At 74.5% G+C, this 22,081-nt stretch carries 21 protein-coding genes; 8 read left to right on the top strand and 13 right to left on the bottom strand.

The features are described from left to right. Positions 1 to 129 precede the first annotated feature (129 nt). The 3 genes from ACIF8S_RS21910 to ACIF8S_RS21900 all read right to left on the bottom strand — a co-directional run bounded on the left by ACIF8S_RS21910 (position 130) and on the right by ACIF8S_RS21900 (position 4,151). Complete coding sequence (locus tag ACIF8S_RS21910) at positions 130 to 2,460, bottom strand: FdhF/YdeP family oxidoreductase (RefSeq protein ID WP_400001032.1); 2,331 nt, start codon at positions 2,458 to 2,460, stop codon at positions 130 to 132. Positions 2,461 to 2,598: 138 nt separating this feature from the next. Next, positions 2,599 to 3,210, bottom strand: a complete 612-nt coding sequence (locus ACIF8S_RS21905; protein ID WP_400001030.1) for an HD domain-containing protein — start codon at positions 3,208 to 3,210, stop codon at positions 2,599 to 2,601. Further along, positions 3,207 to 4,151, bottom strand: a complete 945-nt coding sequence (locus ACIF8S_RS21900; RefSeq protein ID WP_400001028.1) for an NADP-dependent oxidoreductase — start codon at positions 4,149 to 4,151, stop codon at positions 3,207 to 3,209. Before ACIF8S_RS21900 ends, ACIF8S_RS21905 begins: the two co-directional genes overlap by 4 nt. Positions 4,152 to 4,377: 226 nt before the next feature. Between ACIF8S_RS21900 and ACIF8S_RS21895 the strand changes: the two genes are divergently transcribed. The 4 genes from ACIF8S_RS21895 to ACIF8S_RS21880 all read left to right on the top strand — a co-directional run bounded on the left by ACIF8S_RS21895 (position 4,378) and on the right by ACIF8S_RS21880 (position 6,889). Next, complete coding sequence (locus ACIF8S_RS21895; RefSeq protein ID WP_400001026.1) at positions 4,378 to 5,253, top strand: PhzF family phenazine biosynthesis isomerase; 876 nt, start codon at positions 4,378 to 4,380, stop codon at positions 5,251 to 5,253. 112 nt (positions 5,254 to 5,365) lie between these two features. Further along, positions 5,366 to 5,899: an SRPBCC family protein gene (locus tag ACIF8S_RS21890; RefSeq protein ID WP_400001025.1), complete on the top strand. Its 534-nt coding sequence runs from the start codon at positions 5,366 to 5,368 to the stop codon at positions 5,897 to 5,899. Positions 5,900 to 6,032: 133 nt separating this feature from the next. Continuing rightward, positions 6,033 to 6,194 (top strand): hypothetical protein, encoded by a 162-nt coding sequence (locus ACIF8S_RS21885; RefSeq protein WP_400001023.1) that lies wholly within the window; start codon positions 6,033 to 6,035, stop codon positions 6,192 to 6,194. Between the two features lie 2 nt (positions 6,195 to 6,196). After that, positions 6,197 to 6,889 (top strand): hemerythrin domain-containing protein, encoded by a 693-nt coding sequence (locus ACIF8S_RS21880; RefSeq protein ID WP_400001021.1) that lies wholly within the window; start codon positions 6,197 to 6,199, stop codon positions 6,887 to 6,889. 124 nt (positions 6,890 to 7,013) lie between these two features. Here ACIF8S_RS21880 and ACIF8S_RS21875 read toward each other — a convergent pair whose 3' ends face one another. From ACIF8S_RS21875 to ACIF8S_RS21845, 7 genes are all read right to left on the bottom strand, one after another. After that, positions 7,014 to 7,703, bottom strand: a complete 690-nt coding sequence (locus ACIF8S_RS21875) for a phosphodiesterase (protein WP_400001020.1) — start codon at positions 7,701 to 7,703, stop codon at positions 7,014 to 7,016. A 16-nt stretch (positions 7,704 to 7,719) separates the two neighbouring features. After that, complete coding sequence (locus tag ACIF8S_RS21870; RefSeq protein WP_400001018.1) at positions 7,720 to 8,895, bottom strand: zinc-dependent alcohol dehydrogenase; 1,176 nt, start codon at positions 8,893 to 8,895, stop codon at positions 7,720 to 7,722. Further along, positions 8,892 to 9,359: a hypothetical protein gene (locus ACIF8S_RS21865; RefSeq protein WP_400001017.1), complete on the bottom strand. Its 468-nt coding sequence runs from the start codon at positions 9,357 to 9,359 to the stop codon at positions 8,892 to 8,894. Before ACIF8S_RS21865 ends, ACIF8S_RS21870 begins: the two co-directional genes overlap by 4 nt. 132 nt (positions 9,360 to 9,491) lie before the next feature. Beyond that, positions 9,492 to 9,989, bottom strand: a complete 498-nt coding sequence (locus ACIF8S_RS21860) for a DUF1360 domain-containing protein (RefSeq protein WP_400001221.1) — start codon at positions 9,987 to 9,989, stop codon at positions 9,492 to 9,494. Between the two features lie 41 nt (positions 9,990 to 10,030). Continuing rightward, entirely contained in the window at positions 10,031 to 10,990 is a 960-nt protein-coding gene (locus tag ACIF8S_RS21855; RefSeq protein ID WP_400001015.1) for a Rieske 2Fe-2S domain-containing protein, read from the bottom strand. A gap of 66 nt (positions 10,991 to 11,056) precedes the next feature. Further along, the gene (locus tag ACIF8S_RS21850) at positions 11,057 to 12,127 is read right to left on the bottom strand and encodes a sulfite oxidase (RefSeq protein WP_400001013.1); all 1,071 of its coding nucleotides are present in this window, start codon (positions 12,125 to 12,127) and stop codon (positions 11,057 to 11,059) included. A 38-nt stretch (positions 12,128 to 12,165) separates the two neighbouring features. Then, positions 12,166 to 13,017, bottom strand: a complete 852-nt coding sequence (locus tag ACIF8S_RS21845; protein WP_400001012.1) for a phytanoyl-CoA dioxygenase family protein — start codon at positions 13,015 to 13,017, stop codon at positions 12,166 to 12,168. 142 nt (positions 13,018 to 13,159) lie between these two features. On the opposite strand from ACIF8S_RS21845, the gene ACIF8S_RS21840 reads away from it, so the two are divergent. Both ACIF8S_RS21840 and ACIF8S_RS21835 read left to right on the top strand, forming a co-directional pair. After that, positions 13,160 to 14,179, top strand: coding sequence for a LacI family DNA-binding transcriptional regulator (locus tag ACIF8S_RS21840; RefSeq protein ID WP_400001010.1), 1,020 nt, complete (start codon positions 13,160 to 13,162; stop codon positions 14,177 to 14,179). A 159-nt stretch (positions 14,180 to 14,338) separates the two neighbouring features. Further along, a complete protein-coding gene (locus ACIF8S_RS21835; RefSeq protein WP_400001008.1) occupies positions 14,339 to 15,856 on the top strand; it encodes an MFS transporter in 1,518 nt (505 codons plus the stop codon). A 256-nt stretch (positions 15,857 to 16,112) separates the two neighbouring features. Here ACIF8S_RS21835 and ACIF8S_RS21830 read toward each other — a convergent pair whose 3' ends face one another. After that, complete coding sequence (locus tag ACIF8S_RS21830) at positions 16,113 to 17,174, bottom strand: zinc-binding dehydrogenase (protein WP_400001007.1); 1,062 nt, start codon at positions 17,172 to 17,174, stop codon at positions 16,113 to 16,115. Positions 17,175 to 17,247: 73 nt separating this feature from the next. Here ACIF8S_RS21830 and ACIF8S_RS21825 point away from each other — a divergent pair, with 73 nt between their 5' ends. Next, positions 17,248 to 17,832, top strand: coding sequence for a TetR/AcrR family transcriptional regulator (locus tag ACIF8S_RS21825; protein ID WP_400001005.1), 585 nt, complete (start codon positions 17,248 to 17,250; stop codon positions 17,830 to 17,832). A gap of 9 nt (positions 17,833 to 17,841) precedes the next feature. On the opposite strand, the gene ACIF8S_RS21820 is transcribed toward ACIF8S_RS21825, so the two are convergent. Together ACIF8S_RS21820 and ACIF8S_RS21815 are read right to left on the bottom strand one after the other, a co-directional pair. Beyond that, on the bottom strand, positions 17,842 to 18,321 hold the full coding sequence (locus ACIF8S_RS21820) for a universal stress protein (protein ID WP_400001003.1): 480 nt from the start codon (positions 18,319 to 18,321) through the stop codon (positions 17,842 to 17,844). A gap of 196 nt (positions 18,322 to 18,517) precedes the next feature. Further along, positions 18,518 to 19,669, bottom strand: a complete 1,152-nt coding sequence (locus tag ACIF8S_RS21815) for a DUF3103 family protein (RefSeq protein ID WP_400001002.1) — start codon at positions 19,667 to 19,669, stop codon at positions 18,518 to 18,520. Between the two features lie 230 nt (positions 19,670 to 19,899). Here ACIF8S_RS21815 and ACIF8S_RS21810 point away from each other — a divergent pair, with 230 nt between their 5' ends. After that, positions 19,900 to 22,068, top strand: a complete 2,169-nt coding sequence (locus tag ACIF8S_RS21810) for an FUSC family protein (RefSeq protein WP_400001001.1) — start codon at positions 19,900 to 19,902, stop codon at positions 22,066 to 22,068. Positions 22,069 to 22,081 lie beyond the last annotated feature (13 nt).

The raw sequence follows: 22,081 nt of genomic DNA, 5'->3' as shown, positions 1-22,081 counted from the left end.
GGGCGGTGCGCGGGCTGGCCCGCTCGGGCGCCGCCGCCGCCCGTCCGGAGTCCCTGGGGGCCGCGCCCCTGCGCGCGGGCGCCCGCGCACCTCAGGCCCGGGGCCCACGCCGCCCGGCCGCCGCCCCGGTCACCCGGGTACGGGTGTCGGCGCCGGGCGGAGGGCGGGCTCCAGGCGGACGACGACGCTCTTGGACGTGGGCTGGTTGCTGTGGTCGGCGACGCTGTCGAGCGGGACCAGGACGTTGGTCTCCGGATAGTAGGCCGCCGCCGTACCGGCCTTGGTCGGGTACGCGACGATCGTGAAGTCGTCCGCGCGCCGCTCCGTGCCGTCCGTCCACACGCCCACCAGGTCGACATGGTCACCGTCGGCGAGCCCCAGCGCGGTGAGGTCGGCGGGGCTGACCAGGACGACGCGCCTGCTGCCGTGGATGCCCCGGTAGCGGTCGTTGTCCGTGTACGGCACGGTGTTCCACTGGTCGTGCGAGCGCAGGGTCTGCAGCAGCAGGTGCCCCGCGGGGACGTGAGGCATCTCGTAGGTGTTGCTGGTGAACCGGGCCTTGCCGGCCGGGGTGTGGAACACCCCTTCGTTCACCGCGTTGGGCAGCCGGATCCCGCCGGGGCGCACCACGCGCCGGTTGAAGTCGTGCAGTCCCGGCACGATGCGGGAGATGCGGTCCCGGATCTCGCCGTAGTCCGACTCGAACGTGGGCCACGGGATGTCGGGGCCCTTGCCCGCGAGGGTGCGGCGGGCCAGGCGGCAGAGGATGGCGACCTCGCTGAGCAGCAGCGGGGAGGCCGGCTGGAGGCGTCCGCGCGAGGTGTGCACCTCGCTCATCGAGTTCTCCACCGTGACGAACTGCTCGCCGCCGGACTGGACGTCCCGTTCGGTGCGGCCGAGGGTGGGCAGGATCAGCGCGGTGTCGCCGCAGACGGTGTGCGTGCGGTTGAGCTTGGTGGAGATGTGGGCGGTCATCCGGCAGGCGCGCACGGCCTCCTCGGTGACCGTGCTGTCGGGCGCGGCGCGCACGAAGTTGCCGGCCAGGGAGAGGAAGAATCTCACGCGGCCCTCGCGCATCGCGCGGATCGCCTTCACCGAGTCCATGCCGTGGGCGCGCGGCGGGTCGAAGCCGAACTCGTCCCGCAGGGCGTCCAGGAAGGAGTCCGGCATCTGCTCCCAGATACCCATCGTCCGGTCGCCCTGCACGTTGCTGTGGCCGCGCACCGGGCACGCCCCCGCACCCGCCCGGCCCAGGTTGCCGCGCAGCAGGAGGAAGTTGACGAACTCGCGGATGGTGGGCACCGCGTGCTTGTGCTGGGTGATGCCCATCGCCCAGCAGACGATGACGCGTTCGGACCGCAGGACGTCGTCGCGGACCTCTTCGATCTCCTCGCGGGTCAGTCCGGTCGCCGTGAAAATGTCGTCCCAGTCGACGGAGCGGACGTGCCGGGCGAAGTCGGCGAAGCCTTCGGTGTTCGTGTCGATGAAGTGGTGGTCCAGCACCGTGCCGGGGCGGGCGTCCTCCGCCTCCAGGAGCAGCCGGTTCAGGCCCTGGAACAGCGCCAGGTCACCGCCGACGCGGATGTGCAGGAACCGGTCGGCGATCGCGGTGCCGTGGCCGATCAGCCCGCGCGCCGTCTGCGGGTTCTTGAAGCGCAGCAGTCCGGCCTCGGGCAGCGGGTTCACGGCGACGATGCGGGCGCCGTTGCGCTTGGCCTGTTCCAGCGCGGACAGCTGGCGGGGGTGGTTCGAGCCGGGGTTCTGACCGACCACGAAGATCAGGTCGGCGTGGTGCATGTCCTCCAGGCTGACCGTGCCCTTGCCGGTGCCGAGCGTCTCGTGCAGGGCGTAGCCGCTGGACTCGTGGCACAGGTTGCTGCAGTCGGGCAGGTTGTTGGTGCCGAGGGCGCGGGCGAACAGCTGGAGCACGAAGGCGGCCTCGTTGCTGGCGCGGCCGGAGGTGTAGAACACGGCCTCGTCGGGCGAGTCGAGGGAGGTGAGCTCCCCGGCGAGGAGTCCGAAGGCGTCGTGCCAGCTGATCGGCTCGTAGAAGTCGGAGCCGGGCCGCTTGACCATCGGCTCGGTGAGCCGTCCCTGGTCGTTGAGCCACTTGTCGGACCGCCCGGCGAGATCGGACACCGAGTGCTCGCGGAAGAAGCCGCGGGTGATGCGCCGCGTGGTCGCCTCGTCGTTGATGTGCTTGGCGCCGTTCTCGCAGTACTCGTTGCGGTGCCGGTGCCCCGGCGCGGGGTCGGCCCAGGCGCAGCCGGGGCAGTCGATGCCGTCCACCTGGTTCATCGTCAGCAGCGTCTGCCCCGTGCGCAGCGGGGAGGTCTGCGCCAGGGAGTACTCCAGCGCGTGCATCACCGCCGGCGCTCCCGTCGCCCACGTCTTGGGCGGTGTCACGGTGAGCTGTTCCTGTTCCTGATCCTGGGAACCGTCGTCGGGCCGCTCGGACATCGGACTCTCCTTCACCGGACACGCGGACGTCCTCAGTCTCACGTCACCGGCCGGGGACGGCCACACGATCTTCCGCCGATGGGGTTCCGTGGCCGTCGCCCGGCCGTCGGGGGCAGGGCCCGGGCCGGTCCGGCGGCGTCAGGCGAGGGAGTCGAGCGGATTGGCGGCCACCCGGCCGGCGAGGCCCGACCGCACCGCCCCGGCGGCGCTGCTCCCCGGCTTGCGGGCGGCCTGGGCCTCGAAGCAGGGCAGGAACTCCCCGGCGAGGCCGAGTCGCGGATGGCGCTCCAGCACCTCGGCCCGGAACGCGGCCGGATAGGTGTCCGCCTCCCGGCCGACGATCTCGGTCGCCGTCGCGCGCGCCAGCAGGTGCCCCTCCGGGTCCGCCGACACCTCCACCTCCGGCCACATGTGCCGGACGATCACTTCCGCCAGACGGGTGCGGCGCGCGGCCGGCCAGCCGGCGCCGGCCGCGAAGACAGCGGCGACCTGGCCGCCGGCCTCCTCGAACGCGACCGTGTGGCTGTCGAACACCGGCACCAGGGCGATGTCGTGGAACAGGGCGGCGACGTAGAGGAGTTCCGGGTCGAAGGGAATGCCGTCCGCCGTGCCGCGCGCCGCGGCCCACAAGTAGGACCGCTGCGCGTGGTGGAGCATCGCGGGTGAGTAGTGGGCGGCCGCCACCTCCAGGGCGGCGGCGGCCGTCGCGCCGTCCGGCACGGGCAGCGCGTCGAGCGTCGTACGGGTCACCGTGCGTCCGCCTCGGTCGGGCCTTCCTGCACCACGCGGACGATCGTCCTGCCGTGCCTGCCGCGGCCGGGCGCGAACGCCTCCGGAACGTCCTCCAGCGGCCGCACCTCGCCGACGGCGGGCTTCAGCCGGCCCTCCCGCACCCGCTGCACCAGGTCGGCCAGCCGGGCGCGGTCGGGTTCTACGACGAAGAAGACGGCCCTGCCGTCCGCAGGCCGGACCGTGGGCGGCGCGGCGATCGTGACGAGGGTGCCCCCGGCGCGCACGAGTGCCGCCGAGCGGTCGAGGACGGTCCCGCCGATGACGTCGAGCACCAGGTCGACCTCTCCGACGGCCTCCAGCTGCTCCGACTCCAGGTCGAGGAAGACGTGGGCGCCGAGGCCGAGCGCGGTGTGCCGGTCGGCGGCCCGTCCGGTGGCGATCACCCGTGCGCCGGCCTCACAGGCCAGCTGCACAGCGACCGACCCCACGCTTCCGGCGGCGCCGTGGATGACCACCGTCTGTCCGGCGGTGAGCCGCCCGTGGTCGAACAGGCCCTGCCACGCGGTCAGCCCGGAGATGGGCAGCGCGGCGGCGACGACGTGGTCGACGTCGGCGGGCAGCGGGGCCAGGTTGCGGGCCTCGACGGCGGTGTACTCGGCCAGGGATCCGTCACGGGCCCAGTCGGCCATGCCGAAGACGTGCTGGCCGACCGTCAGTCCGGTGGTGCCGTAGCCCAGCTGCTCCACCACCCCCGACAGCTCGTGTCCGGGCACGCTGGGGGTCCGCGCGCGGCCGGCGCGGTCGGCCCAGGTCGACGGCCAGTCGAGTTCGCCCCGGGTGAAGCCGGCGGCGTGCACCCGTACGACGACGTCGTTCTCGGCGGCGTGCGGGTAGGGCAGTTCGGTGAGTGTGAGTCCCTGGACACCCGTGTCGGGGTCGTGGACGGTGATGGCGCGCATGGAAGTCCTCGGAGGTTGCGGGGTGGTCGGGCATCAGCACCATCCCCTCGCGGGTCCGCGAGGCACGTGCCGTGCCGTGCTCTCGACCGTATGCACCAGCCGATCCCTCCGTGTGGGCCACTTCGCGGGTGGGGCGTTGCGCCACTTGTCACCGGCCCGGGAGCCTCCCGGGCCCCGGCCGGGCGGCTGTGGGAACACACCGGTCCGTCCGGTAGTTGTCGCGCGTATGACCACGACGACGTCACGGCCCGAAGTGCTGTGCTACACCGCCTTCTCCAGCGACCCCGCGGGCGGGAACCCCGCCGGTGTCGTGCTCGACGCCAGTGCCCTGGACGACGGGGACATGCTGGCCGTCGCCGCCGAACTCGGCTACTCGGAGTCCGCCTTCCTCACCGCGCCCCCGGAGGGTCTCGGCGGGGAGGAGGGACGGGCGTACACCATCCGCTTCTTCAGCCCGAAGGCCGAGGTGCCGTTCTGCGGACACGCGACGGTCGCGGCGGCCCTCGCGCTCGCCGAGCGGCTGGGGCCGGGGCCGCTGGTCTTCGCGACACCGGCCGGCACCGTGCCGGTGGACGTGACGGAGGAGGGCGACACGCTGCGGGCCACGCTCACGAGCGTCGAACCGCACCTCGAGGACGTCACCGACGCCGATCTCGCGGAGGCGCTGGCCGCGCTGGACTGGCCCGCCACCGACCTCGACCCGGCGCTCCCGCCCCGCATCGCGTTCGCCGGCGCCCGCCATCTCGTCCTGGCGGCGGCGACCCGCGCCCGTCTGGCCGACCTGGACTACGACTTCGAGCGCCTCGAAGCCCTGATGCACCGCCTGGACCTGACCACCGTGCAGCTGGTGTGGCGGGAGTCGCCCAGCCTGTTCCACGTCCGCGACCCCTTCCCCGTCGGCGGGGTGGTCGAGGATCCGGCCACCGGCGCCGCGGCCGCCGCGTTCGGCGGGTACGCCCGTGAGCTGGGCCTGGTCCCCGAGGACGCCGTGCTCACCCTGCGCCAGGGTGAGGACCTGGGCCGTCCCGGTGAACTCACCGTGACGCTGCGCGCGGGCGACCCGCGCGTGCGGGTCAGTGGCGCGGGAACCCGCATCGGCTGACGGCAGGAGGCGGCGGGGGACGCCGGGGGCGCCCCGCGCGGAGCCTCGTGGTGGCGGGGTGACGGGCGGGGCGTGACACTGAGGTGGACTACCCCGAGCGACAGGTGGGGCCATGCCCGCAGCAGCCACGCAGTCCGTCGAAGAGGCGATCGAGGTCGCCGTTCCGGTGCACACCGCGTACAACCAGTGGACCCAGTACAAGACCTTTCCCCGTTTCATGCGCTGGGTGAAGGGCGTCGAGCAGCTCCGGCCGAACCTCACCCGGTGGGTGATCGGCGTCGGCTGGGTGAGTTACACGTACACGGCCGAGATCGTGGAGCAGCGGCCCGACGAGCTGATCGCGTGGCGGGGGCTCGGCCGCTGGGCCGGGCACCGGGGCGAGGTGACGTTCCGCTCCGTGGGGACGGAACACACCGAGATCGTCGTGCGCATGGGGTCCCTGCCGCACCCCGCCAAGCGGCACCTGCTGCACCGGATCCCGGTGACGGCGCGCGTGGTGCGGGCCGAGCTGGGCCACTTCAAGTGGTTCATCGAAGGGCTGGGGCAGGAGAGCGGCGCCTGGCGCGGGGTCATCCGCAACGGGCAGGTGCAGCCTCTGGAGGCGGAGCCGCCGCGGAGCAGGGTGGCGGGCTGGCCCGTCGGCTGACCCACCGCCCGCGGCCCGCCGTCCCGCTGTCGTCCCGGCGGTTGCGGACATCCCGGAAAAAAGCCCGGGATCGGCTGAGCGGTTCCGGGCATGCGGGGAACCCGGCGGTCGGAACCGACCCGAGGAGCGACCCATGAGCACCCCTGACGACAAGGACCTGACCCATCCGCTGGAGCAGGTGACCGGCGAGAAGGACGTCACTCCCGAGGAGGAGAAGCGGCAGGACCGGAAGGCGGCCGGCGACAACGACGCACAGGACGCCGACGGCTCCGGCGACGACACGTCCGGAGGGTGACCATGACCGTGAGCGCCGCCTCGATCTCCCTCCAGGACGCCGACACGCTCGGCGGTGACGACAGCATCCTGATGCGTCAGCGCCGGGACCACGCACGGCTCGACGCGATGATCAGCCGCTGCCAGTCCGAGGACCTCCCGGCCGACGAACTGGACGCGCTCTGGCTCGACATCGTGCAGCTGGTGTTCAGCCACGCCTTCGCCGAGGAGACCGTGCTGTGGCCGTTGCTGCGGCGCGTGGCACCGGACGGGGAGGCGCTCACGCGTCAGGTCGAGGAGGAGCACCAGGAGATCAACGAGCTGATCGCGCGGATCGAGAGGTCCCCGGACGACCCCCGGCGCGCGGAGTGGCTCCAGCAGGCGTTCGCCCTCATCCGGCAGGACATCCGCGACGAGGAGGACGAGCTGCTGCCGCACCTGCGCGTGGCGTTCGACGACCGCAAGCTGCGACGCATCGGCGCCGCGTGGGAGGCCGTGCGGGCGACCGCCCCGACCCGGCCGCACCCCGGTGTGCCGCGGCGCCCGCCCGGGAACGCGCTGCGCGGTGTGCCGCTCAGCGCCTTCGACCGGCTGCGCGACCTGGCGCCGGGCAGCGGCCCGACCGCCCGGCGCGCCTCCCTCGTGGCGGCCGGAGTGGTGGCGGCGGGTGGCGCCGTCGTCCTGGCGGTGCGGTTCGCCCGCCGTACGCGCGGCTGAGCGGACCTCGGCGGCGCCCGCGCGCGACAAGGCGGCGGGCGCCGCCCTTCGTTCACTGTGATTCACTTCCGGCCCGCATTCCCCCCGGGCCGGGAGTTGACCGACGTCGGGCCGGGAGACGGTCTCACTCCGGGGGTTCGGCGCCGCGTCCCTGGCGGGAGCCCGCGTAGGCCGCGTCGCGCAGTCGGTTGAGGCGTCCCGCCGGGTGCAGTCCGGGCAAGCTGTGGGCGTTGGGGTCGTAGGACAGCGTGGTGTCCCCGGGGGCGGCGTACACCGCGTCGAGGGTGAGCGAGGCGAACGGCCGCCAGGGTTCACCGGCGGCGGCCGCGCACAGCCGGAAGCGGACGGGCCGGCGGGCGAGTTCCCGCCACAGGGTCGGCTGCGGGGTGTGCGGCGGGCCGTGCACCGGGAAGGCGGCGAGGACGCGTTCGCATCCTCCGGTCCGGTACGGCAGCAGGGTGGAGTACGCCCCGGTGAGAGCATCGGGCCGGAGCAGCGGCAGATGCCGGCCGAGCCGGCCGACGCCGCTGGACGTGAACAGCAGGTCGAGCGGCCGGCCCGGTCCGCCGGCGTCCTCGACGCGGACGGCCAGGCCCAGCGCGTCCGGCAGCCGCCGGGGCGTGCCCAGGGCGCGGGACCAGCGCACGGTCGCCGGGTAGGAGGCGTGCCGGTCCAGCCACGGCACGCCCCAGACGGCGTCGCCGCGGCCGGACACGTGCAGGGTCCCGGAGCAGAGCACCCCGGTCGAGTGCACGGCGGGCGCGCCCCGCCACCGGGCCACCCGTTCGGCGGCCCGGTGGGCGGTTTCGTGCACGGTGCCCACGGGCGGTTCAGGCCCCGGGGCGGATGACCGCGCGGACACAGCCGTCGGTCTTGTGCTTGAACATGTCGTACGCCGTGGGGGCGTCGTCGAGGGACACCGAGTGGGTGGCCAGGTGGGCGGTGGAGATCTCACCGGCGGCGAGCCGGTCGAGCAGCATCGGGATGTAGCGCTGCCCGTGCATCTGCGCGCCGCGCACGGTGAGCCCCTTGTTGATGACGGCGCCGAGCGGGAACTTGTCGACGGCGCCCGCGAAGACGCCCAGGATGAACACCGTTCCCGCCTTGCGGCAGGCGTGAATGGCCTGGCGTACGGCGGTGGGGCGGTCCGTCTGCAGCCGGAGCTGCTGCTTGGCCTGGTCGTACAGGTGCATGGGGCCGTCGCTGTGGGCTTCCATGCCGACCGCCTCGATGCACACGTCGGGGCCCCGCCCGCCGGTGCGTTCGCGCAGTTCCGCGGCGACGTCGGTGGTGGTGTAGTCGATGGTCTCCGCGCCGACGTACCGCTCGGTCATCTCCAGCCGCTCGGGGATGCGGTCGATGGAGATGACGCGTTCGGCGCCGAGCAGGAGCGCCGCCCGTGCCGCCATCTGTCCCACGGCGCCGCAGCCCCAGACGGCCACCACGTCGCCGGGCTTGACGCCGGCCAGGTCCGCCCCCATCCATCCGGTGGGCACGGAGTCCGACACGAACAGGGCACTGGTGTCGTCGATGCCCTCGGGGACGGTGAAGGCGCCGTAGTCGGCGAACGGGACGCGTACGTACTCGGCGTGGCTGCCGCGCAGGCCGCCCATGGCGTGCGAGTAGCCGAAGATGCCGGCGGTCTCGTAGCCGAAGAGGGCCTGCCCGATGCCCGGGTTGGTGTTGCTGTTGTCGCACAGGGACCACAGGTCGTTGGCGCAGTACCAGCAGCGGCCGCAGCCGATGAACGAGCAGACGACGACCCGGTCGCCCACCTTGTGCCTGCGCACCGCGGACCCGGTCTCGACGACCTCGCCGACGAACTCGTGGCCGATGACGTCGCCGGCCCTCATCGCCGGGATGTACCCGCCGATGAGGTGCAGGTCGGAGCCGCAGGTGGTGCCCGCGATCAGCCGTACGACGATGTCCTGGTCGTTGCGCAGTTCCGGGTCGGGGACCTGCTCGACGGACAGCTTGTTGACGCCTTCCCAGCACAGGGCCTTCACAGCACTCCCTCCCCGCCGGACCGGCGGCTGAACAGTCCGACGAGCCGGCCGCCCGGGGTGGGCCGCGTCGTCGGCGGTGTGTCGGGGAGCATGACCTCCCCGGTCTCCAGGACGGCCTTCGCCTCGCGCAGCGCGAGCCGCACCTCCTGGCGCGGGTCCTGCCCGGCGAGGCGGGCGGGCAGGGAGGCCGACGCGGGAGGCGTCGGCTCCTTGAGGCGGGCGGCGAGTTCGGTGCCGCGGTCGCCGGGCGCCGGGCGCAGCCGTACGTCGACGCGGTCGGAGAGCCGTTCGAGGGCGTCCGGCAGCTTTCCGTCCTGCCGCACGTCCTCCATCGGACGGTTGACCGTCACCGACAGCCAGCGGTCGCCCGCCCGGTCGTCCCCGCCGCGCGCCGCCGCGCCGGCCTTCCGAGCCGCCGCGACGCCGACGGCGGCGACGGGAACCATCCACAACGCCCTCTTCATGTACTGCCTCCTGCTCGGAAAGGCCTCATCGTGGGCGCCGGGTTTCCGCGGCGGGTGAGGCGAAACGGTGCCGGGCCGACGTCGGCGGCGGACACGGGGCGGGCCGGAGACTCCGGGCACGCACGGCCGGGCTCAGTCACCGGTCGTCCTGTCCACCAGCGCCGTGTACGTCAGTTGCAGCGCGTCCGCGCCCGCCAGCGCGGTCAGGGCACCCATGGCGGTGCGGGTGGCGCGCGGCCACAGGAGCTGTCCCGCCGTGAGGCTGGAGGCGACCCAGACGCTCACGCAGAAGGGGCAGGTCACCAGTTCGCCGACCGTGGCCTTGCGGTCGTCGGACCGTGCCTCCTCGTGCAGTTCCGCCGGTCCCTGCGGGCCGACGAACGTGGTGAAGGGGGCGCGCAGCGGGCTGGTCACCGAGGCTTTGCTCAGCAGCCGGCTCAGCCGGAACGTGGCGACGGCGGTCAGTGCCACGTCCCACGGCACCGGCCGGTCCGGCAGCGGGCGGCCACGCCGCCGCACCATCAGGGCCCAGCCGGTGGTGTAGGCGGCGAACGCCGACATGGCGACGAGGTAGCCGCGGATCGGACGCTCGCCGTCCTCCGCGTACCCGTGCTCGACGCGGCGCAGCATCCTCTTCACCCGGGACACGGCACCGCCCCCGGTCGTCCTGGTCACGACGTCCGTCCTCCGTCCGCCCCCGGCGTCGCCCCGATCGTCGCCGTGCCGTCCACGGTGTCCGGTACGCCGTCGCCGGGCAGGCGGATCTCGACGTGCCCGTCGGTCACGCGGGTGTCGAAGGCGGGCTGGGGCGCGGTGGCGGGGCCCTCGACGTTCCAGCCGTCGGAGAGCCGGAAGGTGCTGCCGTGCCAGGGGCAGCGGACGCAGCCGTCGGCGACGGTGCCCTCGGACAGAGGTCCGGCCAGGTGGCTGCACCGTTCGGCGAGCGCGTGCACCTCCCCGCCGGCCTCCCGCACCACCAGGACCGGCACGTCGTCCACGACGCGCCGTACGGGCTCGCCCACCGGGAACTCGTCCACGCCGCCGACGCGGTGCCAGCCGTCGCTGACGACGTGCGGCACCTCCTCGGCGTGGTTGACGCCCGCCGCCTGCCGGTACGCCATGTGGCCGCCGAGGAGGCCGCCGACGCCGACCGCGGTCAGTCCGAGGAACCCGAGGGCGCGTCCCGTCGTGCCCCGGCCGGTCAGGCGCAGGGCGAGGGAGGCGCCGTAGAGGCCCACGGCCGTCGTGTTGGCCACGGCGTGCACCAGGCCCACCCGCTGCTGCTCGCGGCGGAGTTCCGCCCAGTCGACGAGGCCCGTCACCGCGGCGGGGGCGGCACCTGCCAGGCCGACGGCCACCAGGAGGTCCGCCTTCCGGGACCGGCCGGGTGTGAGGTCGAGAACGGCGGCCGACATCCAGCTGCCGAGGGGCAGGTGGATCGACATCGGGTGCACGGGGTGGCCGAGCCACGTGCCGTGGAGTACGTCCCGGACGCGTCCGAGCGGCAGCGCGCGGACGCGTGCGCCGAGCGCGTCGATCAGCTTGTCACGGCCGGGATCGCGCTCCAGCGCGTCCAACAGCCACAGCATCCGGTTCTGACCCATGAGGGGGCGCCCAGGCTTCTTGCTCATGGGCGCTGAGTTTCCCCACGCGCGGCGCGCAAACAGCGGGATGAATGCGGGCGGTCGCGGGCCCGGTCAGCTGACCCGCAGGCGCACCCGGGGCCAGGAGGTGTTGACGTAGCCCTTGGGGTTCCACAGGGCGGACGGTGACGCGGGCATGCCCGCGCCGGTGGTGTCCCACGCCCGGGCCAGGACGTCCGCGTCACCGGACGGCAGGTCGAGGGTGAGGTGCCACTGCTGCCAGGCCCCCGGCCCCGCGGGCTCGTCGAGTGCCGCCCGGTACCAGGCGCGGCCGCCGTCCGTGGAAACCTCGACCCGGGCGACGGCGCGCCCCGGGCCGGCGAGCGCGTAGCCGGTGACCTCCACCGGGCCGCGCGGCACGAGGGCGCCGTCCTGGGGGGTCAGAACGGCGCAGTTGAGTGGGAACGGCCCGAGGGTGACTCCCTCGGCGCCGGCCTCGGCCGGGGGGAGGCGGTAGGCGGTGGTCTGGAACCAGCCGTCGGAGGGGGTGGTGCGCGCCGTGACGCGGGTCAGCCATTTGACGCTGCGCGCGCCGATCCAGCCCGGCACGACCACGCGCAGGGGCGCGCCGTGCACGTCGGGCAGCGGGGTGCCGTTCATCGCCCAGGCCAGCAGGACGTCCGGCTCCGTCGCCCTCTCGCGCGGGACGGACACGTCGTAGGGCTGGGGCGGGTCGGCGGACGGGGAGACGTCGGGGGCGTGGAAGGCGATGTGGGCCGCCTCCGGGGCGACACCGGCGTGGGCGAGGACGTCGGCGAGGCGGACGCCGTGGAACCGGGCGGTCGACGCGGCGCCCGGTCCCCAGGGTGTCTCGCCGGGGATGTCGCGGACGGCCATCAGGCCGGCGCGCCGGTTGCCCGCGCACTGCAGGGTGACCGTCGCCCCGGTCTCCTCGAAGCGGTCCCGCAGTTCGTCCAGGGACAGCCGCAGCGGGCGCGCCACCAGTCCGTCGACGGTGAGCCGCCAGTCCGCCGGGTCGAGCCGGGGCACGGGTCCGTGGCTGCGGCTGTAGAAGGTGTCGACGGGGGTGACGCGCGCGCCGGCCAGGGCGGCGCCGGGCGGTTCCGCGTTGAACGGCTCCCGTCCGTGGACCACCATGTCGTCCCGCTTGCCCCACATGCCCATGGTGGTGATTGTCCGCCTCTCCCCGGCGGACCGCCCGGTCAGGCGTCGCCCATCACCAGGCCCTCGATGGTGTGCTTCTGCGTCACCGGCACCAGGACGTCGACGACCGGGCAGTCCAGGTGGCGCCGCACCCGTTCGGGCAGCGTCTCCCAGTAGGCGCGGGTGACGGCGGTGTCGTGCCGTTCGCCGTTGGTCGCGTCGGGGCCGTCGACGCCCAGGACGAGGACGGGGCGCGCCTTGGCGGAGTGGTTCCTGGTGCCGCGGTGGATGGTCAGCGCGCTGCGCGCGGAGATGTCGCCGCGCCGGGGGTACTTGCGCACCGCCCGCTCCTCGTAGCGCGGGTAGTGCGTGCGGGGCGGGAACATCCCGTGGCCGAACTCCGGGCTGTCGTCCCACTGGGTGCCGGGGGCGATCTCGAAGGGGCCCATGTCCTCCTCGGTGTCGACCGCGGTCACGTTGAAGGCGAGGGAGGTCAGCCGACGCTCGGCGCGGGTCTCCTCGGGCATGGGGAAGTCGCGGTGCCACGGCTGGTTGACGGCGCCTTCCAGCGGCACGTCGAAGCCGACCTCGACGATGCGGTAGTCGGGGCCGAGGACCGCCGTGCATACGGAGCGCACCCAGGGGTGGTCGACGAGGTCGACGAAGCCGCGCAGTTGTTCGGGGTGGATTTCCACGTAGTAGCGGTGGGGGCCGCGGCCGACCGCGCCGCCGGGGCGGCCGCGGGCCTCCTCGAAGGCGGTCTCGATGTCCTCGCGCAGCCGGTCGGCCCACTCGGGGCTGAAGGCGCCCTTGCGGGCGGTGATGCCGTCCTCGTAGAGAGCTTGGACGTCGGCCGTGACGTCGACGTCGAGCTCGGCCGGCGCGATGCCGGGGTGGGCGTACGGGCTCATGCGTGCCTCCTTGCGGCGGGACCTGTGGAGGTACCGGGCCGGGCACCTCCCCCAGCTCTATGTTGCATCGTTGATTTCAACGTGGCAATAGGTTGGTGCCGGCTCATGGTCCACGCGTCGGGGGGCATGCCACGATGTGCGGGTGAGCAGCAGCCTGAAAGATGTGGCGGCGCGCGCGGGGGTCTCCGCGCGCACGGTGTCGAACGTGGTCAACGGTTCCGCCCGGGTGGCGCCCGAGACCCGCCGACGGGTGCAGGAGGCGATCGACGACCTGGGTTACCGCCCCAACCTCGCGGCCCGGAGCCTGAGGGCGGGACGGACCGGCATCATCGGCCTGGCGATCCCGGAGCTGCACTCCCCCTACTTCGCCGAACTGGCCGGGCTGCTCGTGGACGAGGCGCGCCGCCGGTCGTGGACGGTGGTCATCGACCAGACGGGGGGCGACGCCGAGGCGGAACGGCGGCTGCTCACCGGTGACGGAGGCCGGGTGATGGACGGTCTGATCATCAGTCCCTGGGCGCTGCCGGCCGAGGACATCACCGCCGCCGCACGCCCCCTGCCCGTGGTGCTGCTCGGCGAGCGCGACCCGCAGGGCCTGGCGGACCGGGTGGCCGTCGACAACGTGGCCGCGGCGGACGAGGCCACCACGCACCTGCTGTCACTGGGCCGGCGCCGCGTCGCCGCCGTCGGCCTGCAGCCCCACCTGGGCAACGGCACGGCCGAGCTGCGCGCCGAGGGTTACCGTACGGCGCTGCGGCGTGCCGGGATCACCCCGGCCCCCGCGTGGGAGCGTCCGGTGAGGGCGTTGCACCGGGGCGACGGCGCCCGGGCGATGGCCGAACTCCTCGACTCCGGCGACGCGCCCGACGCGGTGTTCGCGTTCAGCGACGAACTGGCGCTGGGCGCGCTGCACACGGCGCACGTCCGGGGGCTGCGGGTGCCGGAGGACCTGGCGGTCGTCGGGTTCGACGACATCGAGGACGGCCGGTTCGGCCGGCCGACGCTCACCACCGTCTCCCCCGACAAGCGGCAGATCGCGGAGCGGGCGCTGCAGTGCCTCGCCGACCGCATCTACAGCCCGCTCAACGACGTGCCCGCCGCCGACCTCACGGTCCCGCACCGGCTGGCCGTCCGCGGGAGCACGGTGGCTCCGGCCGGCTAGGGCCCGCCGGGCGTGGCCCGGTGCCGGGGTCTCCGGGGTGACTCGGTGCCGTGGCGTCCGGGGGCGGGGGCGGCGGGCTGGTTTTGTGCGCCATCGGGTGTGCGCGTGGCCCGGCCGGGGAACATGTTCGCCCTGTTCGGGCGTGTGAGAGGACTCCATGTGACTGCGTCGGCGTCAGGGGCGGGCGACCGGCAGCCCGGTACCCGGGGTGACGACTACCAGCCGGATCCGCACCGGTGGCGTGCCCTGTGGGTGACGCTCGTCGCCGGTTTCATGAGCCTGCTCGACGTCACGATCGTGGCGGTCGCGCTGCCCACCGTGCAGACCGACCTGGGGGCCTCCCCCGCACAGGTTCAGTGGGTGGTGTCCGGCTACGCCCTCACCTTCGCGCTCGCCCTCGTCACGGCGGGCCGGCTGGGCGACGCCCTGGACCGGCGGAAAATCTTCCTGATCGCCCTGTGCGGCTTCGTGCTGTTCAGCGCGGCCTGCGGCGCGGCGCCCGACATCACCCTGCTGGTCGTGGCCCGCCTCGCCCAGGGTCTGGCGGCGGGATTCATGGCGCCGCAGAACTCGGCCCTCATCCAGCAGATGTTCCGCGGCGCCGAACGGGGCCGCGCCTTCGGCTACTTCGGTGCCACCGTCGGTATCTCCTCGGCGTCCGGGCCGATCGTCGGCGGTGCGATCCTCGCGCTGGCCGACGGCATGCAGGGATGGCGGTGGATCTTCTACGTCAACGTGCCCATCGGCGTCCTCGCCGTGCTGCTGGGCCGTCGCCTGCTGCCGCGGACCCGGAAGTCGGGGCGGGGCCATGTGGACGTGCCGGGTGTGCTGCTGCTCGGGCTCGGCGTGCTGTCGTTCATGTTCCCGCTGGTGCAGGCGGAGTCGGGCGGGCTGAGCCGCATGTGGTGGCTGTTCCTCGTCGGCGCCGCGATTCTCGCCGTCTTCGTCCGCCGGCAGCGCCGTCTGCTCGCCCGGGGGGCCACCCCGCTGCTCGATCCACGGCTGTTCACCACCGTGCGCGGTTACGCCATCGGCGCGGGCGTCGGCACCCTGTACTTCATCGGCTTCAGCGGTGTCTGGCTGGTCTTCGCGCTGTTCTACCAGCACGGTCTGCACTACTCGCCGCTGGAGTCCGGGCTCGCCGTGACGCCGTTCGCCATCGGGTCGGCCGGGGCCGCGGTGATCTCCGGGCGTCTCGTCGACCGGTTCGGGCGTCTGCTCACCGTGTGGGGGCTCGCGGGGGTGATCGTGGGGCTCGGCGGTACCGCCCTGCTGCTGCGGTTCGCGCCCCTTGACATCGCCCCCTGGCTCGCCGCCCCGGCACTGTTCGTCGGCGGCATCGGCGGGGGCTTCGTCGTCTCGCCCAACATCACCATGACGCTGCGGGACGTGCCCGTGCGGATGGCGGGCGCGGCCGGCGGCGCCCTGCAGACGGGACAGCGGCTCGGCGCCGCGGTGGGTACGGCGGCCCTGCCGGGCCTCTTCTACCTGATGCTCGCCCGCAACGACGACTTCCAGGTCTCCCTGTTCATCGCGCTGACCGCCGCCCTCACGGCGATGCTGGCCTCGCTCGCCCTGGCGGCGTACGACTGGCTGCGCGACCGGCGGATGCGCCAGGCGCACGCGAAGTGCCCGGAGGAGGTCGCGAACAGCCCGGTGCACGCCCGGCAGACCTGAGCGACCCGGTGGACGGCGGGGCGTCGCTCGTCACCAGCTGAGCGCCCTGGCGGGCGGCGAGGCGGGCTGGTCACCGATCTGAGCGGCTCGGCGGACGGTGGGGGTCCTGCTCACGACGCGAGCGGCTCAACGGACGGCGGGCGGGTCCGGGCTCACGGCGTGAGCGGCCCGGTTACCGACTTGAGCGGCTCGGGGACGGTGGGCGGGTCCGGCTCACGGCGTGAGCGGCCCGGCGGCGGACGGCGGGGGCGGCCCGTCACCGGCCGGGCGCATCCCCCGGGTGGAGGACGAGCTTTCCGACGTGGTTCCTGCGGGCCAGTTCCTCCTGTGCCCGGGCGGCCTGGTCCAGCGGGTACACCGCGGCGACGACCGGCTGGACGGCGGCCTGCCGGGCCATGTCCATGAGCAGCCCGAAGTGCGCCCGCGTGTGCATCGCCGAGCCGATCACCCGGGCGTTGTGCAGGTAGAGACGGCGTACGTCGAGGTGCACCCCGTAGCCGCCGAGCGCCCCGGCGATCACCCACCGTCCGCCTTCGCGCAGCAGCGGCACCCCCTCGGTCACCAGGTCCCCGGCGACGACGTCGAGCGCGACGTCGATGCCCTCCGGGGCGGCGGCACCGATCTGGTCGACGACGTCCCCGGCCCGGTCGACGACGGCGTGCGCCCCCGCCTCGCGTACCGCGTCGATCTTGGTGCCGCTGCTGACGGCGACCACCCGGGCGCCCCGGGCCCGGGCGATCTGCACCAGCGCGAGCCCGACCCCGCCGGAGGCGCCGGAGACCAGCACGGTCTCGCCCTCGCGCAGGCGCCCGCGCTCGACCATGCCCAGCGCGGTGCCGTACGCGGTCGGCAGGGAGGCGAGCTGGTCATCGGTGAGCGGGGAGCCGGTGACGTCGTGGAGCTGGTCCAGCGGGGCGGTGACGTACTCCGCGTACCCGCCGTCCCGTTCGCTGCCCATGAGGCCCACCGGGTGGGCGTCCGGGCCGTCGCCGTCGTAGACCGCCGGGTCGACCACCACGCGGCGGCCGACGAGGCCCTCGTCGCCGCCGGGGCCCACCGCCGCCACCCGGCCCACGACGTCGGCGCCCTGGATGCGGGGGAAGCCGACCGGCCCGCGCCAGCCCGACCGGGCCTCCGGGTCGCCGGGCCGGCCGTAGGCGCCCTCGCGGGTCCACAGATCGGTGTTGTTCAGGGCCACCGACGCGACGCGCACCAGCGCTTCGCCGGCCCGCGGTACGGGGACGGGCACGTCCGCCACTTCCAGCACCTCAGGTCCACCGTGCCGTGTGATGCGTACCGCGCGCATGTACTCGGTCATAATGCCCACCTCACAGATATACTGATCTGTATACTTCACCTCCCACCGTACACCGATCAGTGAAGGCGCGCGCATGGACCACGGCACCGACATCCCTCCCCTGACGCCGGCCGGGCGCCGCATCGTCGCCGCGGCCGAGGAGCTGTTCTACGAACGGGGCATCACGGCGGTCGGCGTGGACCTGATCGCCGAGCACTCCGGCGTGACCAAGCGGACGCTGTACAACCGGTTCGGCTCGAAGGACAACCTCGTCGCCGCCTACCTCGCCGAGCGCGACCGCCGCTGGCGGTCGGCGGTCCGGGCGGCGGTCGAGGGGAGCGGCAGCGCGGAGGAGGCCGTCATCGCGCCCTTCGAGACGCTGCGCGAGTGGAGTGCGGCCGACACCCGGGGATGCGCGTTCATCAACGCCCTGGCCGAGCTGCCCGATCCGGGGCATCCCGCGCACCGCGTCGCCACTGACCAGAAGCGCTGGTTGCTGCGCCTCTTCGAGGAGCTGGCCGACGCGGCGGGCTGCCCGGACCCGGCCGCCCTCGCCGCCCGCCTGCTCGTCCTGCACGAGGGCGCGCTCGCCACCCGGCCCGTCGGCCCGGGCACGCTCGCGACGGCCACGGACCTGGCCCGCGACCTGGTCCGCGCCGCGGTCCGCGCAGGCGGCTGAGGCGGCCCGTCAGCCGTCGTCGCCGATCCCGGTCGCGGTGTCCTCCCGGACCACGACGACCGGGCAGGCCGCGTGCTGCGCACAGTGCTGCGCGACGGAGCCGAGGAGCAGCCCGGCGAACCCGCCCAGGCCCCGGCTGCCGACCACCAGCAGGGACGCGTCACGGGCCGCGCGCAGCAGCACGCTGGCCGGCGTCCCGTACTGCACCTCGGCGCGGACCTCCGCCGGCGGCCGTGTGCCCAGGGTCTCCTCGACACACCGGGTCAGGTCCTCGCGTGCCCTGGCCTCCAGCTCGTCCTCGTCCCCGCTCGACGGGGGCAGCCAGCCCAGCGCACCGTGGTACTGGGGGTAGTCCCACGCGTTCAGGGCCCGCACCGTCCCTCCGGTGAGCGTGGCCTGGCGCACCGCCCAGCGCAGCGCCTGCCGCGACGACGGTGAGCCGTCCACCCCGACCACGACGCGGTCCGCGGCCCCCTGCTGATCGTCCACGGTCTCTCCTCACCTGTGCCCGGGCGGCCGGCCGGCTCCGGACCGCCCGCGTCACACCCGGTCCCCAGCCTCCGGCCCCCGGCGGCGGATGCCGAGCCCAGCGGGTCCGGACGGGGCAGCGGGAAGGTGACCTCGGCGCGGGACGGCCCCGCGGCAGGTCGCCCCTGCCGCGGGGCCGCACGTACGCGCCGGCCTCTCAGAGTTCCTGCACGAAGTACGGCTCCAGGGTCATCCAGCCGTTGCCGCGGGCGCCGTGACGGGTGCCGCTGTCGGTGCGGGCCAGGGTGTACCAGGAGTCGACGTAGTCGGGGTCGTCGGTCCACCAGTCGTCCGGGATCGCGTCCAGGACCGCGTTCACCAGCGGGATGTACGCGCCCTGGTCGGTGACGGTGAGCAGGACGGCGGCGATGGCCTTGGCGAGGTCGCGGTAGTTGGTGCCGCCGTCGTCCTCCATCATCACGGCGTCGGCCAGGTTGTACTTGTACGACGACCAGTTGACCAGGATCTGCTGGGGCCGGTAGACGACGCCGTCGTCGTCGAGGTACGGCATGTCGACCGGGTCGACCCGCACCTTGCCGTCGTGGCCGAAGCCGGTGACGAGGGTGTAGATCTCGGCGTCACCCTTGATCCAGGGCTCCTGGTCGTCGGAGAGCGAGACCGCGGCGACGCGGGTGGTCCAGAAACCGGCGGCGGCAGCAGTGGCCGACGCGTCCCGCAGCGGTGTGCGCCGCGTCGTCGGGGCGGTGGAGCGCACGCCTCGGCGGGTCAGCTCCTCGTTCAGGACGTCCAGGCCGGCGGCCAGCGCCCGGGAGCCGTCGAGGTCGACGACGTACACCGGGTGCGCGGGCGCCTCGCGCGCGTCCAGCGTGTGGGTCCGGCCCCCGCTGTCGTACGCGGTGACGGGGCCGTCGTCCGAGGTGGCGGCGGCCACCCAGGGCCGCGTGCCGGCGGTGAGCGCGCCGCGCATCGAGGGGTCGCCGAGCCGCAGCCGCAGCAGCGGGCCGACACCGGCGTCGAGGCCCTTGGCGGCGGCGATCCTGCGGTCGGCCGCGGCGAGGGTGGACCTCAGGGTGCCGTCGGCCAGGGCGGTGACGGCGACCTCGTCGGAGGCGAGCGCGGCCCGGCGGACGCGCGCGTTCCAGGCGGGGTCGGCGAGGGCGCCGGCGATGGCCCGCGCGGCCAGGTCCTCCGCCGCGTGCACCTCGGACGCGGGAGAGGCCGGCGCGGGGACGGGGACGGGGGCTGCGGCGGCCTGCGGGGCGCCGAGGGACTGGCCGGCGAACAGGACGGCCAGGGTCGTCGCCGCGACGGCGAGGGCGCCGCGGCGGCGGAGATGACGGGGTCTCACGTGGATCGAGCCTCCTGGGACGAGTGAGGGGCGGGGGCACTGCGTATGGAGCTCGTGAGCGTGACCGTGCGGTGTCTATGCGGGTAGATACCCGCGAGTAGCAATGATGACGCTGACATGACAGTCCAGCAAGGGGGCCTGCGCCACGGTGCGCCGGACGGGCGGTACCGCCGCCCACGACGGTGCGGCCTGCCCGCCACACGGGCCGCGTCCGGGCAGGATGGTGCGTCATGTGGCACCGGGGGCGCTCCGAGGGGCACGCGCGTTCCTGGCGGACGCTGCTGCCGAATCCGCCGTCACGGGGCGAATCCGTGGGCGCGGCCCGGCGCGCGGTCCGCGTCACGGTCGCCGCCGTCGCCGGGTTCTACCCCGCGGTCGATCTGCTGGACCGGCCCGTGCTCGCGCTGTACACGCTGTTCATCCCCGTCGCGTTCGGGCTGCTCTCCCCGCTCCCCGGCTGCGGACGCCGGCGCGCCGGCACCGTGCTGCGCGCCGTGCCGGCCGCCGCGGCGCTGATCGTGCTCGGCACGTACCTGGCGGCGGCGAGCTGGTCCGCGGCGCTCGGGATGCTGCTCGTGGGGTTCGTGCTCGTGCTCGGCTCCTCGATCGGCTCCCGGGCGGCCGGCGTCGTCCCCGCGCTCCAGCTCAGCTACATCCTGGCCAGCTTCCCTCCCTACGCCCCTGGCACGCTGCCGGACCGGCTGGCCGGGCTCGCCCTGGGCGCGGCCCTCACCGTCGTGTGCGAGTGGCTGCTGCTGCCGGAACCCGAACAGCCGTCGTACCGCGACCGGATCGCGGGGAGCCTCGACCTCGCGGCGCACGCCGTACGGGACCTGCTGCGAGGCGTCGCCGACGGCCGGAAGACGGCCGAGGCGCTGCGGGCGGCGGGCCGGGACCTGCGCTTCTCGAGGACACCGGCCGGCGGCCGCCCCACCGGAGCCGGTGCGCGGGACCGCGCGCTGGCCCAGGCGGGGTACGCGACGCGCCGCTGCCTCGACCTGCTCGCGGTCCTCGCGCCGCTGCTGCGGCCACCGGTCGACCTGCCCTCGGCCACCCTGCTGCGCGGTCTCGCGGCCGCCTGCGCCGACACGGCCGGCGCGCTGCGCGGGACGCGCCCTGCCCCCGACCCCGAGAGGATCGAGGAGATGACCGCGCAGTACGCGGTCGCCCGGGGCGTGCCGTCGGACCTGTGCGGGGACCCGCACCCGCTGCTGAGCCGTCAGTCGACACTCCTCGCCGTGGCGGTGTCGGCGGTGACGGTGAGCGCGGCGGTGGCCCTGGCGACCGGACGACGCGGGCCCCTGCCCGGACTGCCGCGCGAGCAGTTCTGGTACGCCGGCGCCTCCACGGCCCGGCTGTGGTGGGTGCGGATCGCCGACCACGTCACGCCGCGCTCCGTCGTCTTCCAGAACTCCGTTCGCAGCGCCTCCGGGCTGGCGCTCGCCCGGCTGGTGGCGGGGTCGCTGGACCTGTCGCACGGCTTCTGGGTCCTGCTGGGCATGCTGACCCTGGGCCGCACCACGGCGGGGGCCACCTGGTCCGCGGTACGCGGGGCCGTCGTGGGGACGCTGGTCGGATCGCTGGCGGCGGGCGCGCTGCTGGTCTCGGCGGGCGACGCGGCCGAGGTGTACGCCGCCCTGCTGGTGCCCACGATGCTGGTGGCCTTCTGGGCGGGGCCGGTAGGCGGGCCCGCCTGGGGGCAGGGGCTCTTCACCCTGGTGGTGTCCGTGGCCTTCGCGCAGATCGCGCCGGTGACGTGGCAGCTGGCGGAGGCCAGGATCGTCGACGTGCTCACCGGCAGCGTGATCGGACTGGTGTGCGGGGTGCTGGCCTGGCCCGCCGGTGCGCGGGCCGAGATGCGGCGCAGCGCGGCCGCCCTGTTCCGTACCACCGCGCCGCTGGTGCGGGTCACCGTCGAGCGGACGGCGGCCGGGCACGCGGCCCCCACGAGCCGCGGGGACGCGGCCCCGACGCTGCGGCGGGCGCTGCTGCGGTGGCGCATCGCCCACGCCTCGTACGCGCAACTGCGGACCGAGCCCCCGCCCCGCCGCCCGGCGGACGGCGGGCCCGACTGGCTCGCCGCGCTCAACTTCGGCTCCCGTGTGCTGACCGGCACCTACTGGGTGCCCTGGTCACCGGGGACGCCGTGGCCCGCCGACGCGGCGGACTGGGCCCGGGCGGCCGCCGAGGAGGTGGTGTCCGCGGCGCTCCGGGCGGCGGACTTCCCGGCCGGCGGTGTGGCCGTGCGACCGGCGCCACTGCCCGTGGGGATCCTGGCGCGGATCCCGGCACCGTCCGTCTCCCACCTGGTCGACGTGGAGGTGTGGCTGCACGCCCTCGCCTCCGACCTGGAGACGGCCGTCGGGCCGGGCGACGGGGACCGGGACGGTCACCGGTGAAGCCGCGCCCCGG

This window comes from Streptomyces sp. NPDC085937 (assembly GCF_044540535.1).
GTDB lineage: Bacteria > Actinomycetota > Actinomycetes > Streptomycetales > Streptomycetaceae > Streptomyces.
This window is presented reverse-complemented; position numbering and strand designations above follow the sequence as displayed.